Raw genomic sequence first — 14,451 nt, 5'->3', positions numbered from 1 at the left:
CGGGTAGAACACGAAGCCGCCCGGCGGCGGCGCCGATCACACTGGTACGGTTCTCCGCGGCACCCCGCAATTCACTCGTTACGTGGTGTCCGTCACTACGCTGTCACCACGCCGCGTAGACTGCGCTGTTGGCCGAGTCGCTTCGGTCCAGTACAGAGCCATTTCCGATAAGGAGCACATTCGTGGACGAGGCCCTCGCCAGAGCAGGCATCTTCCAGGGCGTCGAGCCCACTGCGGTGGCCGCCCTCGCCAAGCAACTTCAGCCCGTCGATTTTCCCCGCGGCCACGTCATCTTCAATGAGGGCGAACCGGGTGACCGGCTGTACATCATCACGTCCGGCAAGGTGAAGATCGGCCGTCGCTCGCCCGATGGCCGCGAAAATCTGCTGACCATCATGGGCCCGTCCGACATGTTCGGCGAGCTGTCGATCTTCGACCCGGGCCCACGTACCTCCACCGCGACCACGGTGACCGAGGTGCGTGCGGTGACGATGGATCGCGACGCCCTCAAGACCTGGATCGACCAACGGCCCGAGATCGCCGAGCAACTGCTGCGCGTGCTCGCTCGCCGCCTGCGCCGAACCAACAACAACCTGGCCGACCTGATCTTCACCGACGTTCCCGGTCGGGTGGCCAAGGCCCTGTTGCAGCTCGCGCAGCGGTTCGGCACGCAGGAGGCGGGTGCCCTGCGGGTCACCCACGACCTGACCCAGGAGGAGATCGCCCAGCTGGTCGGTGCCTCCCGTGAAACCGTCAACAAGGCCCTCGCCGACTTCGCGCATCGTGGCTGGTTGCGGCTGGAGGGCAAGAGCGTGCTCATCTCCGACTCCGAACGGCTCGCCCGCCGCGCCCGGTAACACGCACCAACCGTCGTACAGACGCACGCCGGGTTCAGCGCTCCACTGAACCCGGCGTTTGTCGTTGCCGAGCTTTGTCGTTGCCGGGCTTTGTCGTTGCCGGGCTTTGTCGTTGCCGAGTTCAGCCGTGCACGCGCAGGTAGTCCAGCTGCGCCTGCACCGAGCTGCGCGCGGCCACCCACAACTTCTTGTCCACGTCGGCGTACACCCGCCGCACCACCGCCATCGCGTCGGCGTCCGCGCCGAGCACCCGCAACGCCTCGCGCACCTGGTCGAGGCGCTCGCGCCGATGCGCGATGTAGGAGCGCGCGATCGGCTCCAGATCCGGATGTTCCGGACCGTGCGCGGGCAGCAGAGCCTTGCCCCGGCCCGCCGTTACCAGGCGGTCCAGCGACGACAGGTAGTCGGTCAGCGCGCCGTCGCTGGAATCCAGCACGGTGGTGCCCGCGCCGAGGATGGTGTCTCCGGTCAGCACCGCGTCATCGAGGACGAAACTCACCGAGTCGGCGGTGTGGCCGGGTGTGTCGAGTACGGCGATCCGCAGGCCGGCGGCCTCGATCACCTCACCGTCGGCCAGCGGCGCGTCCGAACCGCGCAGAAATCCGGAATCCTTGGCCCGCACCGGGGTTCCGGTCAGCTCCGTCAGCCGATCGATGCCGCCGGTGTGGTCGTGATGGCGATGCGTGACCAGCGTGAGAGCGATCTCGCCGCCAGTGGCCTCGACGATCGCGGCGGCGTGCGAGCTGTCCTGTGGCCCCGGGTCGATCACCACGTGGTCCGACCGCCCCGGTGCCCGCAGAATCCAGGTATTGGTTCCGTCCAGGGTCATCTGCCCCGGATTGTCGGCGAGCAGCACCGCCGCCGTCTCGGTGACCTGCCGCAGTTGCCCGTAGGCAGGGTGTGTCAATGTCATCGCGCCCTCGTCATCGCTAGCCCTCGTGATCGCCGACCTTGCCGATCATCCGCAGAGACCGAGGTGCGCTCAGCGCACCTCGACGATCAGTTCGACCTCGACCGGGGTGTTCCTGGGAAGCTCGGCGACGCCGACGGCCGAGCGCGCGTGCTTGCCCGCGTCACCGAATACCTGGCCGAGGAACTCCGACGCGCCGTTGATCACCACCGGCTGTTCGTTGAATCCCGGTGCGGAGGCGACGAATCCGACGACCTTCACGATCCGCACGACCGCGTCCAGCCCCACCAGGTCGTGCACCGCGGCCAGCGCGTTGAGCGCGCACAGCCGCGCCGCCTGTGCGGCCTCCTCGCTCGAGACCTCCGCACCCACCTTGCCGACCGAGGTCAATCGACCCTCCACGAACGGCAACTGGCCGGAGGTGTAGACGAGCGACCCGGTGCGGACCGCGGGGACGTAGGCCGCAAGCGGAACCACGACCGGCGGCAGGGTGAGCCCGAGCTCGGCGAGGTTTTTCTCCCATTGGCTCATTGCGTAACCGCTCCTTTGCTACTTGGGTCGTTTGAGATAGGCGACGTGCTGTTCACCGGTCGGTCCCGGCAGGACGGTGACCAGCTCCCAGCCGTCGGCTCCCCACTGGTCGAGAATCTGCTTCGTCGCGTGCGTCAGCAAGGGCACGGTCGCGTACTCCCATAAGGTCGTATCACTCATGTGCGAAGCGTAGCTGTGTTCATTGTGCGGCGCCCACGGCGCTGCGTGTTCATTGTGCAGCGCCTACGCGCATCGGTGACTCGCCCGACAGGCACAGAACTCTCGAGCGGCATCCGGCGCAGGCCCTGAACCCCGATCCCGCGCCACCGACCGGCACGGCCTGAAGACCCGCAGAGGCACAACGGCGGATCAGTTATAGGCTCGCGATCGTGGGAGTACCAACAGCAGCGTCGCTTTCGGCGGACACGGGCCTGGACACACGGTGGCCGAAGCGCGCTGAACAGGCCCGCTTGCACTACGTCTCCGGCAAGGGCGGCACAGGAAAGTCGACGGTCGCCGCGGCTCTGGCGTTGGCGCTGGCCGCGGGCGGGCGCCGTGTGCTGTTGGTGGAGGTGGAAAGCAGGCAGTCGATCGCGCAGCTGTTCGATCTGCCGCCGCTGCCACCGACCGAGACCCGGATCGCCACCGCCGACGGGGGCGGCGAAGTGGTCGCACTGGCGCTCGACATCGAACACGCCTTTCTCGAATACCTCGACATGTTCTACAACCTCGGCTTCGCCGGGCGGGCGATGCGCAGGATGGGCGCCATCGAGTTCGTCACCACGATCGCGCCCGGTCTACGCGACGTCATCCTGACCGGCAAGATCAAGGAATGCGCGGTCCGCGTGGACAAGTCCGGTCGGCGGGTCTACGACGAGGTCGTGGTCGACGCGCCGCCCACCGGTCGGATCGCCAGCTTCCTCGACGTCACCAAGGCCATGGTGGAGGTGGCCAAGGGCGGACCGATCGCCGCGCAGGCCGAGGGCGTTTCGCGGCTGCTGCACTCCGACGAGACCATGATTCACCTGGTCACCCTGCTCGAAGCGCTGCCGGTGCAGGAAACCGCTGACGCCGTGGCCGAACTCACCGCCGCCGACCTGCGCATCGGCACCGTGATCGTGAATCGCGCGACCGAAACACAGCTGCCACCCGGACTGCGTGCCCGCGCCGCCCACGGGGATCTCGACGCCGACGACATTCGCGCCGGACTCGCGTCGGCGGGGATCACCTTGTCCGACAGCGACTTCCAAGGCCTGCTCACCGAAACAGTCGAACACTCCGCCACTCTGCAAGCGCAGGACGACAGCGCAGCGGAACTGGCCCGCGTCGACATCTCCCGGCTCTATCTGCCTGCTCTGCCCGACGGGATGGACCTGGGTGGACTGTACGAACTAGCCGACCACCTCAGCGCGCAGGGAGTCCGATGAGTACGCCGAGTACGCCGCCTACGCCGAGTACGCCGCCCCACTCCCCGGCAGCACCGCTGGATATTTCGCGGATCATCGCCGATCCGTCCGCCCGCGTGGTGGTCTGCTGTGGCTCCGGCGGCGTCGGCAAGACGACCACCGCCGCCGCCATCGCGCTGCGCGCCGCCGAGCAGGGACGCAAAGTCGTGGTGCTCACCATCGACCCCGCGCGCAGGCTGGCTCAGTCACTCGGTGTCGCCGACCTCGACAACATCCCACAGCGGGTGGCCCTCGGTCCCGAGGCCAAGGGTGAACTGCACGCGATGATGCTCAACATGCGTCGCACCTTCGACGACATGGTGCTCGAGCACACCAACCCGGAAAAAGCGGAGCAGATCTTCGCCAACCCCTTCTATCAGACCGTAGCCTCCTCTTTCGGGGGCACGCAGGAATACATGGCGATGGAAAAGCTGGGCCAGCTGGCCCACCGGGGCGAGTGGGACCTGATCGTCGTCGACACCCCGCCCTCACGAAACGCCCTCGACTTCCTGGATGCACCCAAGCGGCTGGGCAACTTCCTCAACGGTCGCATGATCCGGGTGATCATGGCGCCGGGCCGCGGCGTGACCCGGTTGGTGACCGGCGCGATGAGCCTGGCCGTGCGCGGCGTGTCCACCGTCGTGGGCGGGCAAATGCTCAAGGACGCGTCGAACTTCCTGCAGTCTCTCGAGTCGCTGTTCGGCGGCTTCCAGGAGCGGTCCGACCGGACCTACGCGATGTTGTCGAAGCCCGGCACGCATTTTCTCGTGGTCGCCGCGCCGGAACCGGATGCGCTTCGCGAAGCCTCCTTCTTCGTCGACCGGCTCTCCAGCGAAAGCATGCCGCTGGCGGGGCTGGTGCTCAACCGCACGCATCCGGTGCTCAGCTCGCTGTCGGCCGATCACGCGCTCACCGCCGCCGATCAGCTCGAGCAGGCCGATCCGCGCACCGCGGCGGTGTTACGCGTGCACGCCCGCCGAGTGGCCGCCGACAAGCGGGAGCAGCATCTGCTGCATCGCTTCACGGGCGCGCACCCGCGCGTATCGATCGTGTCGGTCACGGCGCTACCGTTCGAAGTGTCCGATCTCGACGCGTTGCGCGCGGTGGGCGATCAGCTCACACGAACGGCGCGGGCCACCGTCTGACAGTCAGGCGCATCCGCTATCTCTCGAATGGGAGATCGCCGGCCGGAAACGAACCGAGCCCGCTCGCGCGGGCTCCGGTTCGTGATTCGCTGGGACTACATCGCTACTTGATGCTGGCGCTGGGCCTGGAAGAAATCGGCCCAAGAGGTTACTTCCGGGTGCTGTTTCAACAGGGCGCGGCGCTGGCGTTCGGTCATGCCGCCCCATACGCCGAACTCGACGCGATTGTCGAGCGCATCGGCACCACACTGCATGAGCACCGGGCAGTGCCTGCAGATCGTCGCCGCTTTGCGCTGCGCCGCGCCGCGGACGAACAACTGATCGGGATCCACTTCCTTGCATCGAGCCTGGGCTACCCAGGCGATCCTTGCTTCGGCCTGCTCTACGTCCAATCGAGCGATGGGGGTTGTCATGTGCATTTGGTGTGCCCCTTTGCAGTCCGAACACCGGTCAACGGCGCTCCAGAATCGCGTTGCCACCGCGCAGCACCCAATCCCCGCTGCGGAGTGCACCACATTCCACTTTGAGTGTTAGCTCTATCACACTGGGTTCTCAATCTAGGTAAAGGTACGGCGCTTGCGCAAGACCGTCCCGAGATTTTTTGGTACGTCCGTCCCTGCAAAATCGGACGCACACCGGACGGTCAGGCAGATTGCGCGCACGCCGTCGTCCGACACGCCGCACGCGATCTCGCGACACGCCCATTCCGGCTCGAGAACAAGCAGTTCCGAGCGCCGATCAAATGCCGCCAGGAATACTCGAATCCCAACCCGTAATCTTGTTCCGTGCCGATCACACATACGCTCGCGCGGCTGGCCGGCAGTTGCGTGCTGGCCGCCGTGCTCGTCGCGGGGTTGTTGTTCCCGCTCGCCGGTGGCTTCGGATTCGTCTCCAATCGCGCCGCCGACGCCGTCGACAACGTCTCGTCCGAACTGGTCGAGGGGACGGTGCCCGCGGTCTCGACCATGGTCGACGCGGCGGGCAATCCCATCGCCTGGCTGTACGAGCAACGCCGCTTCGAGGTGCCCAGCGACCGGATCTCCAACGACATGAAGCTGGCGATCGTGTCCATCGAGGACCGGCGCTTCGCCGAACACGAGGGCGTCGACTGGCAGGGCACGCTGCGCGCGTTCCTCACCAATACCACCAGCGGCGAGGTGCAGCAGGGCGCGTCGACACTGGATCAGCAATATGTGAAGAACTTCCAGCTGCTCGTGGTCGCCAAGACCGACGCCGAGCGACGCGCCGCCATCGAGACCACGCCTGCGCGCAAGATCCGGGAGATCCGGATGGCGCTGACGCTGGACCGCGAGCTGACCAAAGACGAGATCCTCACCCGATACCTCAACCTCGTCCCGTTCGGTAACTCCTCCTACGGCATCCAGGACGCCGCGAAGACCTACTTCGGCGTCGACGCGGCCGACCTGAACGTGTCGCAGGCCGCGATGCTGGCGGGCATGGTGCAGAGCTCGTCGAAACTGAACCCGTACACCAACACCGCGGGCGTGCTGGCCCGGCGCAACACGGTGCTGGACACCATGATCCAGAACATCCCCAGCCGCGCCGACGAGTTCCGCGAGGCCAAGACCAAGCCGCTGGGCGTGCTGCCGGAACCCAAGGGGCTGCCGCGCGGCTGCATCGCGGCCAACGATCGTGGCTTCTTCTGCGACTACGCGCTGCAGTATCTGGCCAACGCCGGCATCAGCCGCGAGCAGATCGACAAGGGCGGCTACCTGATCAGGACCACCCTCGATCCCGCCGTGCAGGATTCGGTCAAGCGGTCGGTGACCGAGGCGGCGAACCCGAACCTCGACAACATCGCCGAGGTCATGTCCGTGGTCGCGCCGGGACAGGATTCGCATCCGGTGGTCGCCATGGCCAGCAGTCGCACCTACGGGCTGAACCGGGACGCGAACGAGACCGTGCAGCCGCAGCCGTACGCGATGGCCGGCGACGGCGCCGGCTCGATCTTCAAGCTCTTCACCACCGCCGCGGCCATGGAGAAGGGCCTCGGCATCAGCGCCGAACTGGACGTGCCGGGCCGCTTCGAGGCCAAAGGCATGGGTAACGGCGGCGCGCGCGGCTGCCCGCCCGCCACCTACTGCGTCGAGAACGCGGGCAAGTACAAGTCGCCCATGTCGGTGACCGAAGCGCTGGCCACATCGCCGAACACCGCGTTCGTCAAGCTGATCCAGGCCGTGGGCGTCACCCCGACCGTCGACATGGCGATCCGGCTGGGCATGCGCTCCTACACCGAACCGGGCTCCTCAGGTCACGGCAATCAGAGCCTGGCCGACATGATCAAGGACCAGAACCTCGGCTCGTTCACCCTCGGCCCGGTCGCGATCAACCCGCTCGAGCTGTCCAACGTCGCCGCGACGCTGGGTTCCGGCGGCCGGTGGTGCCCGCCGAACCCGATCAAGGAGGTCATCGACCGCCAGGGCAAGCAGGTGCCGCTGACCCAGCAGGCGTGCGAGCAGGTCGTCGAGCCGGGCTTGGCGAACACCCTCGCCAACGCGATGAGCAAGGACGACATCTCGGGCACCGCGGCGGGAGCGGCCGCCTCGACGGGCTGGAACTTCCCGTTGTCCGGCAAGACCGGCACCACCGAGAGCCACCGCTCCTCGGCTTTCCTCGGTTTCACCAACGCGCTGGCCGCCGCGGCATACGTCTACGGCGACAGTCCGACGCCCGGTGAGATCTGCTCGTTCCCGCTGCGCAACTGCGGCGACGGCAACCTGTTCGGCGGTAACGAACCGGCGCGCACCTGGTTCAACGCCATCAAACCGGTGGTACCGCTGTTCCCGCCGCCGGCACTGCCACCGCTCGATGACAAATACGTGCGCGGCGCCAACAACGCCCAGGTGCCCGACGTCGTCGGCAAGACCCAGTCCGAGGCCACCGCCGCGCTGGTGGCGGCAGGCTTCCAGGTGTCGCCGGTGACCGGCGCCGGTGACCGGCCCAAGGGCACCGTGATGGGGACCGCGCCGAACGGTTCCGCGATCCCCGGTTCGGTGATCACGCTCTACATCAGTGACGGCACTGTGCGCGCCGCACCACCGCCGGGTCCGCCGCCACCGCCGCCCGGAGCGCCGGGGCTGCCGCCACTACCGCGGCTGCCACCCATTCCCATCCCGATCCCACTCCCCCGCTGAGCACACGAAAGGGGCCGCGAACCTCGCGGCCCCTTTCTGTATCTGATATGCGCCGCATCTGATATGCGCCGCGCCCGGCCCCGCCGTGGCCACGCAAGCTACCGCCTCCGGGCCTGCCGGGATTCGGGGCTACAGCCGCGCCTTCACCGCGGCCGAGATGCGCGAACCGTCGGCTTTGCCCGCCGCCAACCCAGTGGCGATCTTCATGACCTGGCCCATCTGCCGCATGCCCGGCCGCTCGCCGATTTCCTCGGCAACCTGCGCGATAGCGGTATCGGCGAGATCGGCGACCTCGGCGTCGGTCAGCTGGGTCGGCAGGTACTCGTCGATGATGCGTGCCTCGGCGTGCTCGTTCGCCGCCAGCTCGCCGCGCCCGGCCTGCGTGTAGACCTCGGCCGATTCGTTGCGCTTCTTCGATTCCTTCTGCAGCACGGCGACGACCTCGCTGTCGGTGAGCTCCCGCGCCTCGCTGCCGGCGACCTCGACGGTCTGGATCGCCGACAGCAGCATACGCAAGGTGGAAAGGCGCAGCGTGTCCTTGGCTTTCATCGCGGCGGTCAGGTCCGCACGCAGCTGCGATTTGAGTTCCGACATGCCGCTCACGGTAGCGGGTCCGGCGCGACGGTCACACTACATTTGCCTCGGCGTCCGATTTCCCGGCCCGGGAACCGGCGCTTGTGCCGAAGCACACTCGGCGCTCCCGAGCGGGGTCACCTATGCTGGGCAAATGCCCGTGATCTCGACCTCTGCTGTACGCACGACCGCGCTCGGAGCCGCCGGGGCCGCGGTAGCCGGAATCGGCTACGCCTCGCTGGTCGAACGCAATGCCTTCATCCTGCGGGAGGCAACCATGCCGGTGCTGGCGCCGGGGTCGTCGTCGCTGCGGGTGCTGCACCTCAGTGATCTGCACATGATGCCGGGTCAGAAGCTCAAGCAGCAGTGGTTGCGGGAGCTGGACCGGCTGGAACCCGATCTGGTGGTCAACACCGGTGACAATCTGTCGCACCAGAAGTCGGTTCCCGCGGTGGTCCAGGCGCTCGGCGGATTGCTTTCCCGCCCGGGCCTTTTCGTTTTCGGCAGCAACGACTACTTCGCACCGGTGGCAAAGAACCCGCTGAAATACTTCAAGCGCGACCACCGCCGCACCTTCGGCGCGCCGCTGCCCTGGAAGGACCTGCGCGCGGCCTTCACCGAGCGCGGCTGGCTCGACCTGACGCATGTGCGCCGCGACCTCGAAGTCGCCGGTATCCGGATCGCCACCGCCGGCGTGGACGACCCACACCTGCAGCGCGACCGCTACGACACCATCGCGGGCGCCCCGAACCCGATGGCCGACCTGCGCATCGGTCTCACCCACTCACCTGAACCGCGGGTACTGGACCGCTTCGCCGAAGACGGATACGACCTGGTCCTGGCCGGACACACCCATGGCGGCCAGCTGTGCCTGCCCGGCTACGGTGCGCTGGTCACCAACTGCGGAATCGATCGGTCCCGGGTGAAGGGCCCGTCGAAGTGGGGCGAGCGCACCCAACTGCACGTCTCCGCGGGCGTCGGCACCTCGCCATGGGCGCCGTACCGATTCTGCTGCCGTCCCGAAGCGACCTTGTTGACGCTGGTCGCCGCGCCGCCGAAACGGCCGGGGGCCGACACAGGCCAGGGAGTGTCGGCGTCGGAGGCCGTCGCCCGCTAAGGTCCCCTGCCGAGACGTGAGTCAGGTAGGGGACGAAGCAAGTGAACAGAAATCCGCACGCGGCCGCGAGCGAGGAAATTACGCGCCTGCGAGGCGCAGTCATGGGCGAGTGTCGACGCGTGAACCGGACACGCGGCGTGTCCTCACGCACGACGGACCGCAGTGCCAGTGAGGCGCAGTGGTGAGTGGATCCGACGACCGGCGCGACGACCCTACGGTTCTGGGACGCTCCGCCACACCACAGGCTCCTCGGCAACCACAGTTCGCCCCTGACCCGGCGCGTCACGATGCCGGTGCCGCGTGGCGTCCGGCCGCTGGAGCGGATCCGGTCACGCCATCCGAAGCACCGCGTCCATTTTCGCAGTGGCCGTCGGGCGGCGCCGACCCAACCCGGGTGAGCGAACCGGCACGATCCACCGGCACGCCTTGGCGGCGTAGCTCGAACGAGCAGACGGCCGATCATGATTCGCAGCAGCGGCCACCGGGCATCGACGGGCAGCCGGAGTATCCGCCGACGTTGCAGTGGCAACCGGCAGCTGCGAGGGAAGCAGGCGCACCGTCTTATCCCCGGCAGCCGGCTGTCGACGGCAGCGCGGACCGATCATCCCGCGCGGACCAGACGATGGCCTACCCCGACCCCACCTTGCAGTGGCAACCGTATGGGCAACCCGATCCCACCCTCCAGTGGCAACCCGGGCAACCCGATCCCACCCTCCAGTGGCAACCTGGCGCGCAGGGTGGTCCGGTCACGCCGGGAAGTAGCACTTGGGCGCCCAACGCGGCTGATTCCACCAGGAACGCCCCGTCGCGGGGTGGCGGGCACCCGCACGCCCAGCGGGGCCACGACGATCCGACCATGTTGGCCCGATCCCTCGGTGTGCCCCCGGCATCTGGGCAGCCGCACCCCGAATCAGGTTTCGGAACCACCGGACAAGCCGATCCGGCCATGTTTGCCCGACCACTGGGTGCATTCGACCAACCCCTCGCCGTCAGCAGACCGCAACCCCATTCGGGAGAGGGTGACGGCACGGTTTTGCCCCCGTACCCGACCACCGACCGTTTCGTACAACCAGCGCAGACCTACCAGTGGCAACCGGCGGGCGGGCCGGGACCTTACGGCACTCCCCCACCCGAGCAGTATCAGCCCGGATACGGTCCGGGCGGACCTCCGCCTTACCTCCCGAGCGGGAGCGGCCGATCCGCCACGTCCCGCGGAAAGGCCGTGCTCCTGGTCGGCCTGGTCGTGCTGCTGGTCGCGGGTGTCGCGGCGGGCGCCGTGGTGCTGACCAAGAGTGGATCGAACGATTCCGCCCAGGGCAGTTCGCCCTCGCTGGTGAGCGCGCTCACTACTTCCGGCTCGCCCGCACCGGCCACCAAGACGGCGCCGACGACGACTACGGGCCGGGCAAGCGACAAAACCCCGGTCATCCCCGGCTATCAGGTGGTCGCGGCACCCGACAACGGTGCCGCCTACGACGTGCCGGCCGACTGGACCGTCGCCTCTGCGGGCACCATCGGCGGGTTCGGCCATCCGCCCAACGCCGTCGCGGGCAAAGGCTATGCCAGCGAAGGCAAGGGCTACTGCCCCGGCTCCACCCGGACAGTCGCCTTCCTCACCGGCTCGGACACCGCTGATCCGGCCACCGCGGCAACCGAACTCGGCACCAGGACGGCCGCGCTCGCCTACCAGGGCACCCCGGGCGGCCGACCCCGCGCGCCTGTGCCGTTGGCGTCGTCGGACGGGTCCCAGCACGGCGCGTTCGTGGAGACCACAGGCACCGTCGCCACGGCCAAGCCGGGCTGTGCGACGGCGTACTCCATCTATACGGCCGCCTTTCCCTCCGACAGCGGAACCTTCGTCATGGTGATCGTCGCCGACACCGGCGTCCCCCGCGCTCTCGACGCCGCGACCGCCAAGCGGATCTGCGCCAGCATTCGGCCGGTCGAAAGCTGACTGACCTGCCGGTTTAACGTCTCGCCCCGCACTGTTGTAAGCTACTGCAGGTTCGATTCACGGGGTGTGGCGCAGCTTGGTAGCGCGCTTCGTTCGGGACGAAGAGGTCGCAGGTTCAAATCCTGTCACCCCGACTCGTGGTTGAGACGACGGGAAGGCCCCTGACCAGTACACCTGGTCGGGGGCCTTCTCCGTTGTGGGTCTTGCGACGATTCCCACGCCCAGGACCATCGAACACTCAGCACAGCGGATGAGTCCGACACGATGATCGGGCGCTGCCTACTAACGTGTTGTCGGGTGGTGTGCGGGAATTACGATCGCTGAACCTATACTCTCGCAATCTACGAAAAAGGGGGGCAAATGAGCGAGCCTGTCGATGGAGCGCGCGCAGACAAACCGCTGGCCGGGAAGACCGCGCTGGTCACCGAGGCACATACCGGGATCGGCAAGACGATCGCGAAAACGCTTGCCGCGCAAGGGGCACAGATAGTGGTTCACCATCCGCACATTCCGGAGTGGGCGGCGGACGTGGTCAAGGAGATCACCGGCGCGGGTGGTGCCGCACTGGGGCTCGCCGCGGACGTCGCCGACCGCGCCGAGTACCAGGAACTGGTGGAGGTGCTGCTGGAGGACTGCGGTAGGTGGGACCTGCTGGTCCACACGGCGGCGGTTCCCGAGGCCGTGCCGTTCGCGCAGATCGGTCCCGAGGCATTCGATCTCGGCTTCGCCGCCGCGGTGCGGGGCGTGTTCAACGGGATGCAACTGGCCTCGCAGCACCTCGCAGAGGACGGCCGGATCATCACCGTCTGCGACTCCGCGACCCCGGGTGGCGCGGTCTACGACGCGACCCGGGGTGCGGTCGAGCAACTCGGCAAGGCCGTAGCGCCGGAGTTCGCGCCGCGGCGGATCACCGTCAACACCATCAGCCATGGCGTCGGCACCACTGACCACGCGGAACTCACCACCGCACTCGCCGCGATGAATCCGGCCGAGCCCCCCGCAGTGGTGGCTTACCTCGCCGGTGCCGCCGCGAGCACGGTGACCGCGCAAGCCATCCGGCTGGGCCCAGCGGCGCAGCCGGGGGCGTAGCCGGTCGGCTACCCGACGACGTTCCCACCGTAGGAACTGAATCCACGCCCCTTCGCCTGGCAGGTGAAGCTCCCGTGGAATCCCACCGCGCACGTCGAGCCCGCGTGCTCGATGCTCGGACCCCACTGTCCCGAGCCGGTCTGCACGTCGTAGATGCGGGGATTGCCGCCGGGCAGCGTGTACGGCGTGCCCGGGTCGAAGGTGGGGTGCGCGGGCAGCCAGGGCTGGTCGATCACTATCTCGTTCACCGTTACCGGCACCGGCACGTAGGTGTTGCCCACGTAGTAGCTCAGGTGCAGCGGAGAGCCGAAGTCGCAGCCGACGGACCCGTCAGCGAAGATCGCGCAGTTCGTGCTGCCGGCCGAAAAATAGACCGTGCCCGCGTCGGCGTGGGCGTTTCCGGCCGCGATGAGCGGCGCTACGGCCGCGGCGGCAAGTGCTCCGGCGAACCTTGTGCTGCGCTTCATGCCATCTCTCCTTAGTGAATTCGCTGACCGACCCGACAACTCTGTCGGCCCGGCGCCGGATTCTGTTTCGCCCCTGTCGAACACAGGCTGCTCGCCCCGGCGCAGAGCCCGCCAGGTTGATCGCCTCCGCGCTGCAGACCGTCGAAGAGTGGCCGGTGATCGCATTCTCGCCCCTGCGGAATCGGCGCCCTGCGCAGATTTATACATTTGTTCTAGACAAACGTCCTAACCTCATGTCAGACATACGTCTGAGACATTTGATCGACGAGGCGGGAATCGAGGAAATCATGAGCACCAAGTCCGTAACCAGCCAGCTTCGCGTGCTCGTCGCCGGTGGCGGCATCAGCGGCAATGCCGTTGCGCCGCAACTGCTCCGGTCCGGCATCCGGGTCACCGTCGTGGAGCGGGCCGCGGCGCCGCGGCCCGGCGGACAGGCCGTCGACCTGCGCGGACCGAGCCGCGAAGTGGCCGAACGGATGGGGATGATGCCGGGTATTCGCGACTTCCAGCTCGACGAGCGCGGCATGAAGTACGTCGACGACGCGGGCCGCGAGATTCTGCGCATGCCGAGCGAGTACTTCGACGGCAGGGGCGCGGTTGCCGAAATCGAAATCACCCGAGGCGATCTCAATCGGATTCTGCTCGACCTGCTCGCCGCTGAAGGTTGCGGCGACTACCGCTACGGCGAATGGATCACCGCGATCGAGCAAGACCACGCGGGCGTCGACATGACCTTCCGTCGGCTGGACCGACGGCAGAGCGACCTGGCCGTCGCCCAGGTCGGGTTCGGTGCCGCACACCCCTGGTTACCTTCGGCAGCCACAACGACCATCTCGTTGCAGTCAGCTCCAGGAAGAGCCGGCGCGAACGACCACTCCGCACCCATGTCCACCGAGCCGGCCACCCCTCGTAGACCGGCCCGGCGGACACCACCCCCGAAGTCCGACCTGTCACCCCTCGAGACAGGCCGTTCCCCGGTTCCCGGTGGTGGCTTGCACCCCCACGAGAACAACAATGCAGGCGCGGGCTTGGCGCACCCTTAAAAACAACTTGCAAGGCGAAACCGCAGGTAGAGGAGCGTTACCAAGTGGTGACGCGGCAAGGTCCTCCGGCACCGCCGGGTTCGCGGGATGATGGAGACCGAGTGCGCCAAGGAGATTGGAAGCGACGATGGAGACCGTGGTGGTCTGGATTCTGGCCAGCCTGCT

14 protein-coding genes and 1 tRNA gene are annotated in these 14,451 nt (G+C 67.6%); 9 read left to right on the top strand and 6 right to left on the bottom strand.

The features are described 5' to 3' along the window. The first annotated feature begins 182 nt into the window (after positions 1-182). On the top strand, positions 183-857 hold the full coding sequence (locus tag ACT86A_RS23370) for a Crp/Fnr family transcriptional regulator (RefSeq protein WP_039794544.1): 675 nt from the start codon (positions 183-185) through the stop codon (positions 855-857). A 121-nt stretch (positions 858-978) separates the two neighbouring features. Here the strand turns inward: ACT86A_RS23370 and ACT86A_RS23365 are convergent, their stop codons facing one another. The 3 genes from ACT86A_RS23365 to sp36 form a co-directional block, all read right to left on the bottom strand. Next, positions 979-1,770 carry an MBL fold metallo-hydrolase gene (locus ACT86A_RS23365; RefSeq protein ID WP_445094341.1) on the bottom strand — a complete coding sequence of 264 codons (792 nt, stop codon included), beginning with the start codon at positions 1,768-1,770 and terminating at the stop codon, positions 979-981. Positions 1,771-1,839: 69 nt separating this feature from the next. Continuing rightward, on the bottom strand, positions 1,840-2,298 hold the full coding sequence (locus ACT86A_RS23360) for a RidA family protein (protein WP_445094340.1): 459 nt from the start codon (positions 2,296-2,298) through the stop codon (positions 1,840-1,842). An 18-nt stretch (positions 2,299-2,316) separates the two neighbouring features. After that, a complete protein-coding gene (gene sp36 / locus ACT86A_RS23355) occupies positions 2,317-2,478 on the bottom strand; it encodes a Sp36 family protein (RefSeq protein ID WP_085994820.1) in 162 nt (53 codons plus the stop codon). 209 nt (positions 2,479-2,687) lie between these two features. Between sp36 and bagA the strand changes: the two genes are divergently transcribed. Together bagA and bagB are read left to right on the top strand one after the other, a co-directional pair. Then, entirely contained in the window at positions 2,688-3,725 is a 1,038-nt protein-coding gene (gene bagA, locus ACT86A_RS23350) for an ATPase BagA (RefSeq protein ID WP_445094339.1), read from the top strand. Continuing rightward, positions 3,722-4,888 (top strand): ATPase BagB, encoded by a 1,167-nt coding sequence (bagB, locus tag ACT86A_RS23345; protein ID WP_445094338.1) that lies wholly within the window; start codon positions 3,722-3,724, stop codon positions 4,886-4,888. Before bagA ends, bagB begins: the two co-directional genes overlap by 4 nt. Positions 4,889-4,983: 95 nt before the next feature. Here the strand turns inward: bagB and ACT86A_RS23340 are convergent, their stop codons facing one another. Then, the gene (locus ACT86A_RS23340; RefSeq protein WP_014981178.1) at positions 4,984-5,307 is read right to left on the bottom strand and encodes a WhiB family transcriptional regulator; all 324 of its coding nucleotides are present in this window, start codon (positions 5,305-5,307) and stop codon (positions 4,984-4,986) included. Between the two features lie 366 nt (positions 5,308-5,673). Here ACT86A_RS23340 and ACT86A_RS23335 point away from each other — a divergent pair, with 366 nt between their 5' ends. Continuing rightward, on the top strand, positions 5,674-8,043 hold the full coding sequence (locus tag ACT86A_RS23335; RefSeq protein WP_445094337.1) for a penicillin-binding protein: 2,370 nt from the start codon (positions 5,674-5,676) through the stop codon (positions 8,041-8,043). Between the two features lie 129 nt (positions 8,044-8,172). Here ACT86A_RS23335 and ACT86A_RS23330 read toward each other — a convergent pair whose 3' ends face one another. Continuing rightward, complete coding sequence (locus ACT86A_RS23330) at positions 8,173-8,637, bottom strand: GatB/YqeY domain-containing protein (protein WP_445094336.1); 465 nt, start codon at positions 8,635-8,637, stop codon at positions 8,173-8,175. A 133-nt stretch (positions 8,638-8,770) separates the two neighbouring features. On the opposite strand from ACT86A_RS23330, the gene ACT86A_RS23325 reads away from it, so the two are divergent. The 4 genes from ACT86A_RS23325 to ACT86A_RS23310 all read left to right on the top strand — a co-directional run bounded on the left by ACT86A_RS23325 (position 8,771) and on the right by ACT86A_RS23310 (position 12,776). After that, positions 8,771-9,733, top strand: coding sequence for a metallophosphoesterase (locus tag ACT86A_RS23325; protein WP_445094335.1), 963 nt, complete (start codon positions 8,771-8,773; stop codon positions 9,731-9,733). A 1,222-nt stretch (positions 9,734-10,955) separates the two neighbouring features. Then, the gene (locus ACT86A_RS23320) at positions 10,956-11,687 is read left to right on the top strand and encodes a DUF8017 domain-containing protein (RefSeq protein WP_445094334.1); all 732 of its coding nucleotides are present in this window, start codon (positions 10,956-10,958) and stop codon (positions 11,685-11,687) included. Positions 11,688-11,747: 60 nt separating this feature from the next. After that, positions 11,748-11,821: transfer RNA gene (locus ACT86A_RS23315), tRNA-Pro, on the top strand. A 226-nt stretch (positions 11,822-12,047) separates the two neighbouring features. Continuing rightward, complete coding sequence (locus tag ACT86A_RS23310) at positions 12,048-12,776, top strand: SDR family NAD(P)-dependent oxidoreductase (protein WP_445094333.1); 729 nt, start codon at positions 12,048-12,050, stop codon at positions 12,774-12,776. Between the two features lie 8 nt (positions 12,777-12,784). Here ACT86A_RS23310 and ACT86A_RS23305 read toward each other — a convergent pair whose 3' ends face one another. Next, the gene (locus ACT86A_RS23305; RefSeq protein WP_445094332.1) at positions 12,785-13,243 is read right to left on the bottom strand and encodes a hypothetical protein; all 459 of its coding nucleotides are present in this window, start codon (positions 13,241-13,243) and stop codon (positions 12,785-12,787) included. 287 nt (positions 13,244-13,530) lie between these two features. On the opposite strand from ACT86A_RS23305, the gene ACT86A_RS23300 reads away from it, so the two are divergent. Then, complete coding sequence (locus ACT86A_RS23300; protein WP_445094331.1) at positions 13,531-14,286, top strand: FAD-dependent oxidoreductase; 756 nt, start codon at positions 13,531-13,533, stop codon at positions 14,284-14,286. The last annotated feature ends 165 nt before the right edge of the window (positions 14,287-14,451 follow it).

This window comes from Nocardia glycosmidis, assembly GCF_052545115.1.
This window is presented reverse-complemented; position numbering and strand designations above follow the sequence as displayed.